7 protein-coding genes are annotated in these 8210 nt (G+C 37.8%); all 7 read left to right on the forward strand.

Annotation, left to right across the window (positions count from 1 at the left end; all coding sequences use genetic code 11):
- Positions 1-22: 22 nt before the first annotated feature.
- From AC5YC8_RS13795 to AC5YC8_RS13825, 7 genes are read left to right on the forward strand one after another with little or no spacing between them, the layout of a single operon-like run.
- Complete coding sequence (locus tag AC5YC8_RS13795; RefSeq protein ID WP_496164802.1) at positions 23-3640, forward strand: hypothetical protein; 3618 nt, start codon at positions 23-25, stop codon at positions 3638-3640.
- A gap of 37 nt (positions 3641-3677) precedes the next feature.
- Positions 3678-4946 (forward strand): hypothetical protein, encoded by a 1269-nt coding sequence (locus AC5YC8_RS13800; RefSeq protein ID WP_496164881.1) that lies wholly within the window; start codon positions 3678-3680, stop codon positions 4944-4946.
- A 9-nt stretch (positions 4947-4955) separates the two neighbouring features.
- Positions 4956-5252 carry a carboxypeptidase regulatory-like domain-containing protein gene (locus AC5YC8_RS13805; RefSeq protein ID WP_496164882.1) on the forward strand — a complete coding sequence of 99 codons (297 nt, stop codon included), beginning with the start codon at positions 4956-4958 and terminating at the stop codon, positions 5250-5252.
- Entirely contained in the window at positions 5249-5641 is a 393-nt protein-coding gene (locus AC5YC8_RS13810) for a hypothetical protein (protein ID WP_496164883.1), read from the forward strand. The genes AC5YC8_RS13805 and AC5YC8_RS13810 overlap by 4 nt, the downstream gene beginning before the upstream one ends.
- Before the next feature lie 9 nt (positions 5642-5650).
- Positions 5651-7564 carry a hypothetical protein gene (locus AC5YC8_RS13815; protein WP_496164884.1) on the forward strand — a complete coding sequence of 638 codons (1914 nt, stop codon included), beginning with the start codon at positions 5651-5653 and terminating at the stop codon, positions 7562-7564.
- Complete coding sequence (locus AC5YC8_RS13820; RefSeq protein WP_496164885.1) at positions 7557-7787, forward strand: hypothetical protein; 231 nt, start codon at positions 7557-7559, stop codon at positions 7785-7787. Before AC5YC8_RS13815 ends, AC5YC8_RS13820 begins: the two co-directional genes overlap by 8 nt.
- A gap of 1 nt (position 7788) precedes the next feature.
- Positions 7789-8106, forward strand: coding sequence for a hypothetical protein (locus AC5YC8_RS13825; protein WP_496164886.1), 318 nt, complete (start codon positions 7789-7791; stop codon positions 8104-8106).
- Positions 8107-8210: the final 104 nt, after the last annotated feature.

The raw sequence follows: 8210 nt of genomic DNA on the forward strand, positions 1-8210 counted from the left end.
ATGCGTTTTATGGAGTTAGAGAATGCCGATTGAAACAAGCAACCTAGTTTTCTATGAATCTGAACGCAAAACAGATAATTCAGACGGTGGCGGTAAATACTCAGGCAAAGTTGTCCAGGATGGTGTGAGCAACAATTTATTTGATGATATTACGGAATTAGACCGCACGGCTGGTGATGTATCGATTCGTAAAGTTTTTGCTGCAGTTACAACAAATGATACAGACAAGTTAATGGGTGCTACGGTTTTTGTATCTAAGAATCCACAAGATCCAAATGTGTCTTCACTCCTTTTTAGTACAAGTTCATATACGGACCAGCGCAATGCAGCAAAAGATCGTATTGAAAACTATTTAGGTAAAGGGGCTTTAGTAACAGGTACACCATTAGATATGCACTATCAAGGTATGAAGACCTTGCAAGTGGCAATGTTCCCAACTGATGCTGAAAATGCGATTGGGCAAACAATTGTACTGATTTCCAATGAGGGAAAAGCCAATCAAGTAATGCAATATGTTCGTATTACTGAAGTATCTACTCGTGAAGCAACAATGGTAATAGACGACAAGCTCATCCTATACAAAATCGCAACATATACACTTAATAATACACTGAGTATTGATTATGTTGGTATTAGTGCTCAGCAGTGGTATTTAGGTCAAAAATCAACAACCATTATTCGAGATACAATCAATGCTGACACTGGTAAGTATTATTCAAGTGTTGATTTAAAAAGTGATGTTGAGGTTGGCTCTTATATTGTTAATGCAACCAATATTTTTAGTCAAATTGTGCCGTCAGCACAATCAGAAACACCATTGATTGATATTAATGCAGCAGGAGACGCAATCGCACTCGTACCATCTGCGAGTGGTCAAATTACCAAAACTTTTAGCAATGTGGCGATCAGTACAATTCAAGCGCTTTATATTGGGTCTTCAATACTTCCAAAGAGTGTTGAATTCACCTTATTTGGCTCTGCGATTACTGATGTTGGTGGTGAGTTAAAAAATGCAAATAACTTAGTTATCGGCACAATTGATTACCAAAATGGTCAAATTCAGTGGAATGCAAATGCTGGTACAGGCACACAAAACATCACCATTAAATTCACACCAGCAGGGAAATCGACATCACCAGTTGAATCAGAAATGATTTTAGTGACTTCTGAAAACAACTCATACAATTGGATTAGAAATATTATTCCACTACCAACACCGGGTTCTTTACAGGTGTCTTACATGGCTCAAGATCGTGTTTACACTTTAAAAGATAATGGCGCAGGGCAATTAAAAGGTACTGATTCCGCATTTGGCGTAGGTACAATTAACTACTCAAATGGAACAATGAGCTTAACTGTTGGTGCTTTGCCAGATGTAGGGAGTGTGATTTTAATCACTTGGGGTAATCAAAACTCATCACAAGAGCGATCAGGGCTTGCGGTTGCAAAACCTTATGTAGAAATCCCTGTAAATGATTCGATTGTGGCAGGTACGTTAACTGTTACATGGCTGCTAAATGGTGTAACTAAAACTGCCACTGATAATGGTCTTGGTGTGTTCACTGGTGATGCCACAGGCACAATAGATTATGCCGAGGGTATTGCGAAATTAGCACCAAATTTACTTCCAAATGGCGGTACAACATTTAATGTTGACGCTCAAAAAGGCGGTAAATTATCAACTGTGGTTACAGGTATCCCAAGTGGTGGCACAGTGACAGTTAGTCTTGATTCTATCACTACAGCGCTTGCACCAAACTCCGTAAAGGTTCGTGTGCCTGTTCGCTCTGCGGATGGTTCACACAGTGGTGAGATTGAGTTGTACGATAGACGAATTAATGATTCGTTAGGACGAATGGTTAATAGCGTAGGGCAACAACAAGGCTCGATTGATTATGTAAGTAAAACAATCACTATTACACCAACTACAACAGCTCAATTTATTGATCAGGTTGAAGTGGCAACCAGAGAAAGTATTTATCGCGTTTCAGGATCAATGGGTGGGTCAATTAATGTATATCAAGACGTTAAAAAGCTCGAAAAGAAAGCTGTTAATCACACACTAAGTTTGGCAAATGTTGTTTCATCTATTTCGGTTGCTATTTCTTATCGTGATACATCTAGTGCATCCACTTACTCGGACACAATCGTAGCAAACAGCTTAAAAACGGATTTAACCGAGGGTTTTGCGGAGCAAATTCTTTCTGAGTCTGTTCGCTTTGTTTTTGGTGGTGCTACATATATTGATCGTGTTGGTTCATTGTATCGTGACCCATCAATCACTACAGGGGCAGGCACAATTGCTGGGCAAGTTCATTACGGTGATGGAACTGTGGTGATTACAAGTTGGAATGTTGGTACCGCAAACTCAATAACACTTGAAAGCCTTGCAACTCAAGTGGGTGGTGTGAAAACTAACCAAGTGGCATTTAGAGCGCCAATTTTACCAATCCGTGCACAATCACTCACCATTTCAGCCACTAAGGTTGAGGGTGGTGTTTTAAATATTACTCCTGATGAATACGGTGTAATTGAAAACAACTCTTGTGGTGGCTTTTTTAATTTTGAGCAAGGGTATGGGCAATTTGTTTTCCGTAAAAAGATTCAAATCACTCAAGCAAACCGACCTGAAATTATGAGCCAGTCATGGTACGACCCTGCAATGGAATACACCGAGGGGGGTAGTACATGGATTCATGAACCAATCTATGTTTTGCCTGAATCAATTCGATTCTCAGCAGTTGCTTATTCATATATTCCACTGAGCGAGGATGTGATTGGTTTGTCAGCTACTCGACTCCCTTTGGATGGTCGTGTGCCAATTTTTCGATCTGGTGAGTTTATGATTATTAGCTCATCAAAATCTCAAGAGTTACCAACGCACATTGCAGGCACAACTTACGATCTTAATGATCAGCGTATTGCTTGGTGTGAATTGGTTGATAGCGAGGGGATGAAAGTGCCAACCACACTTTATGAGGTTGATTATGATCACGGTAAAGTGACTTTACGCGGTGATTTCACCTTAGGCTCGCTTGAAGCTCCTATCTTTGCAGAATATCGCTATCAGGATATGGGATTAATTCGTGATGTTCAGATTAATGGGCAACTTACTTTAACCAAGCCAATTACACACAATTACTCAATTCATGATTCGATTGTTGGTTCAGCATTGATTATTGGTGATATGCAAGCGCGTTATACAAATAAGTTTGTACAGCAGTCTCAAGGAACTTGGTCTGACTCACAAACAACAGGAAGTATTTCTGCTAATTACAACGACTCAATTTACCCAATTGAAGTTACCAACAATGGTGCAATACAAGAGCGCTGGGCAATTGTGTTTACAAGTGGATCAACATTCAGATGTGTTGGTGAATACACAGGCGAATTAACCACAACAGGTAATGTAAATGCGGACTATCAACCAATTAACCCGGTAACAGGTGTCCCATACTTTGTAATTAAAAAAGAGGGGTGGGGTGCAGGCTGGGCGAATGGCAATACATTGCGTTTCAATACTATTGCAGCCATTTATCCAATTTGGGTAATTAGAACAGTGAAGCAATCCGAACCAACAACATTGTCTGATGAATTTCAGATCATGTTACGAGGCGATATTGATCGCGTAATTAATTAGGCTGCTTCGGTAGCCTTTATTTTTTCAGGTATGAATCATGACACTTAAAAAATATTTCTCTAGCAGTAATAAAAATGCTCCACAAATCACAAATTCGATTGGGTGTTTAATTCCTGTATTGGATTATGTTTTGTGTAATGGTTCAACACCCGAAGCAGTTGCATCGATTTTTGAACATGAAGGTTTTTACACAGTAGCCACTTTACTAGCAAATGGCTATCAAGCTCATCAAACAATTAATTTCACAGGTGTAATCACTGGTGAGTACATTATTAGAGAAGTTATTGATGGGCAAAGATTTAAAGTTAAAAAGAAAATTGACGACCCTGTTTTAAACGGTGTTGTTACAAACACGACATGCAAACTAAATGCCCTGGGTTTCAATAAAGCTTTTAGTGGAACAAATAAAGCAGTTTACCAGTCATCTGATTTATCAGAAGCGTGCCGACCATATTTGCGAGTGGATGATGGCTCTGTTGAGGGTTATTCGGACTCATGGGTAAAAGCCGCAATGGTTGGAATGTTGGAGGAGTGTAGTGGAATAGATGATTTTAATTCAGGTTATGGTCATCAACCATTAGGTCTTTCGTATCAAGAAAATTGGAGTGTTTACGCCCCCGATGGGGCTAATTCTAACACCGGTAAATCAAAGGGTTATTTAAGGTGGTATTACAGCGCCTCCGCAAACCAGTCCAATAACTATTGGTATGAAAGCCAAGGTGGTGCTAGTAGTACATCTTCATGGATAATTATTGGGGATTCAAAATCATTTACACTGCTTGTGCAAAAAAGCCATTTTAGGCAAACGTGCTGGACACCATATGCTTTTGGTGTTTTAGAAGATGCGACTGAAGATGTGTATAAGGGGTTCATACTGGGCTGCACAGCAAGAACTGGTAGAGGTACAAATTACACAGAGGATGGCACACAACAACGATGGAATAGTGGCGGTGTGAGTGGAGCAGCTTTTGTTATGCGTCCATTTTCAGGTAGTCATCAAAACCATAATTCCCCATTATTGTTTTACATACCAACCAAGCAAGCTTTTATTTCGAGCTCTGGAGCATTACTTCCAGCATCGAGTAGTATCTTTCTAACACTAAAAAACTTAGCTTATGATTCTGAAGGTTTTTTGCGCGGGATTTTACCAAATATTGAAAGTCTTGGTTCAAATTACAACTCAATAGTTCACGGTGAATTAAATTCAATTCATGGTTACGAAACTAACGAACAAGATAAAATGGTTGGTTTTGTATTTGAATATGTTGAATGCGCTCACAAACACGCATTGGGTTTGTTAATTTAGGTGAATATAATGTTTAAAGTCAGCTACTTACTGAAAAAATATTCTGTACCAAAGCAATATGTATTAATCAACCCAAGCCTGTATCAAATTAAGGGTAATGTGTTTGAGCAAAGCAAGGTGATAAAAGCATCATGTAAAGTTTTTTTATTTGAACGTCATTCTATGCAACTTGAGCAAATAACTACATGCAATGAGAATGGTGAATACAAATTTACTAATTTACCTAAGAAAAATTACTGCATAGCTGCACAACACCCGCTCAAAAAATTCAATATTACAATTCAAGATAATGTGGTGCCAAAATGATTACACCATCTTTAAAAGCTGGATTAGCACAACTGCAAGCACTGGTAGGTTATATAGATGCAGGCGAAGCTAGTGCAAGCATTGTCTATTACGACACACCGAAGCCAGATAGTCTAAGTGTTGTGCCTGCTGAGTTGGCAAAATTAGCAACCTTAACTCTTCCGAAGCCGTGCTTTAAACGCCTAAATTTAGACAGTATTGAGCTCCACCCAACGAATGACAGTCTTGCAATAAAAACAGGAACAGCGGTTTGGGCGAGACTATTTAATGGTTTAGGTGAGGCTGTTGCTGATTTTGAAATGGGTACAGATATTGTTCTAAATAACTATGATCTTGTGCTTGGTGCTACACAAAGACTTGAATCAATACTTTTAAAACCAAGCTTGTAAGGTGATTAAATGAGCGATAACTACGAGCATGATAAACCGTACTCGCTCACAGGGATTTATTTAGAAAATCCATCCCCAAGCGAACTCACAGCACCATATGATTTACATGCAACATATGATGTAAATTTGGTTGCTAATTACCTAAAAGCTATTATTAACACTAGTTTTATTGCTGAAATTTCAGGGTATAACTTACAACCAGTAGATAATCCTGGGTATTTAGAAGCTGTAATTAATTGTTCATTTTCAACCGATATCACAGGTCGGCAAGACATGAATAATTTAATTGGTGTGTCAAATGGTGTAGTTTCAAGTTTTCAAAAATCTCAACAAAAGCAATTTAAAATAGACGCACCTTATGCAAAGTCGAATTTAGAGATTTATAAGTGCGCTGCAGTTTATGAGCAAGCAAAAACACTTACTAATAATGCTGCTATTGAATTTGAAAAAACAGTAACGCTTACTAGCATAGTGAGAACTGTGTTTGAAAAATCCACAGGGTTAAAAAGCTCAGTTGAATTTGTTTGGCAAGAAACACAAAAATACTTTAAAGCAGATAATTTGGTTTTTGAAACAGCAAATAAACTGCGAATTGACAATACTATTGTTTGGCAAGATGTAATTAGATTACGTAAAAACATAACATATGCACATGAAGTAGCTCATATTTTTGAGAAGCGATTTAACTACGCATTTGATAAAAGTTTAGAACTAATTACAAAACATCATTTTGCATGGGATAAAGCAAAGCCCATCCACTATGTAAAGCACAAAGTTAAGCCTTGGGATAAACCTATTCTTCCTGATTTCACAGGATCAACAGATTTAAATTTTAATTGCTATTGCAATGAAGTTGATGCACACAATGTGATTTTAAATTTTGGTGCTGATGACTGCTTGCCAAAATATGAAGATAAAAAATGGTGGTACATCGTGAACCATGTGAAAGTAATCAGATTAGATACAAATACTGAAATTAATGTTTTAAGCGGAAGCTATAGCTCTGATAGAGGGAGTTGGTGCTGGAGTTATTCTTTGGTTGTTCCACCTAAAGAGTTGGTTAAGCTTGAACCTATAAATGACGAGCCAATTATCTTAAAAATTGAAGTGAATGGCACAACACATCTTATGTTTTATGAGGGTGAGCCTGAAACAAATAAAGAATTCGCAAGAACTACTCACACACTTAATGGACGTAGCATTACAGCTCTTTTAAGTGGTGATAAATACGCACCTTTAAGATCATATATTCAAGATAATGAATGGACCTCAGTTCAGCTCATCCAAGCTGAAATAGATCGTATTAATAGTGATATTGAGCTTAATTGGCAAATGTTTAATGAAAACGGTTGGATAGTGCAAGAGGGTAATTTTAGTTATATAAATTTAAGCCCAATAGATGCAATCAAGCAAGTTGTAGAAGCTGGTGGTGCATTTATTTATTCTGAAAAAGGAATAAAAACACTCTCCATTAAACCCAAGTACAAAAAAACATATTGGGATTCTTTGACTCTTGATGATTATGATCAAATCATCCCTGAAAGCTTTGTACTTAAGCATAAAATTAAAGAGTCTCATGAACAAAGGTTTAACAATGCAGTATTAATTAACTCTAAAACTGGTGACTCATATCAAATTCGACTAACTGGGACCGCTGGTGATATACCAGTCGAATCATTTTCTAGCCCATTGTTAGATGAGCTTAGTGCTGGATGGTGTGGTAAATCTTTGCTTGCAAGAGCTGGAGAGATTGAAGATCACGAGTTAACTATGCCAATCAATCAAGAAATTAAAGAAAGCACACCAGGTGATTTAGTTGCATTTAATGGTGAATGGTCAGGCATTGTTGATGCTGTTTCTGTGTCGTTTAGTCATGCATATGTAACGCAACAAGTTACAATCGAAAGGGTGATCAATGAGTAATCCGTATGACAGATTATTAAGACTACTACCCCAGCATCCTGAATATATTGCAACTATTATTAATGAGGACCATCCAAATTATCGAGTGCAATTAAACGATAATTCAGGGGTTGCAATGTGTACAAGCGCAGCAAAATTCCAGATGGGTGATCGAGTTTATATTTCAAATGGTGAAATTAAGCGACTCGCACCAATTGGAAATAGCTATTTGATTGAGGTGTAGCATGGCTGGAGTAAGACTTGAATTTGCACAATTTGGAAAATTCGACAGCTTTAATATCTATCGAAATCAAACATCAACCAGCATAAGCAATCTAGGTAACCCAATTGCAAACACCAGTACTATGTATTACGAAGACTTTAGTGTTGAGCAGAATAATGATTACTACTATCGGGTTGGTGTGATTCGAGATCAAAGCGAATCCATTAGTGATGAAATTTATGTGAAAACAGTGCTTGATTTTGACCCACCTTACAACCTCCAAGGTACATGGAACAACACTACACAATCGGTAGATCTAACATGGGAGTTTGATGAATGAGTGCAACTTACAGCATCAATAGAAGAGAGAACACCAATAGTGATTCAATTCAGATAGCATCCAACCTAACTGAAAAGTCGTATATTGATAATACGGTAGAGCCA

Source organism: Acinetobacter sp. FY731, assembly GCF_059515905.1.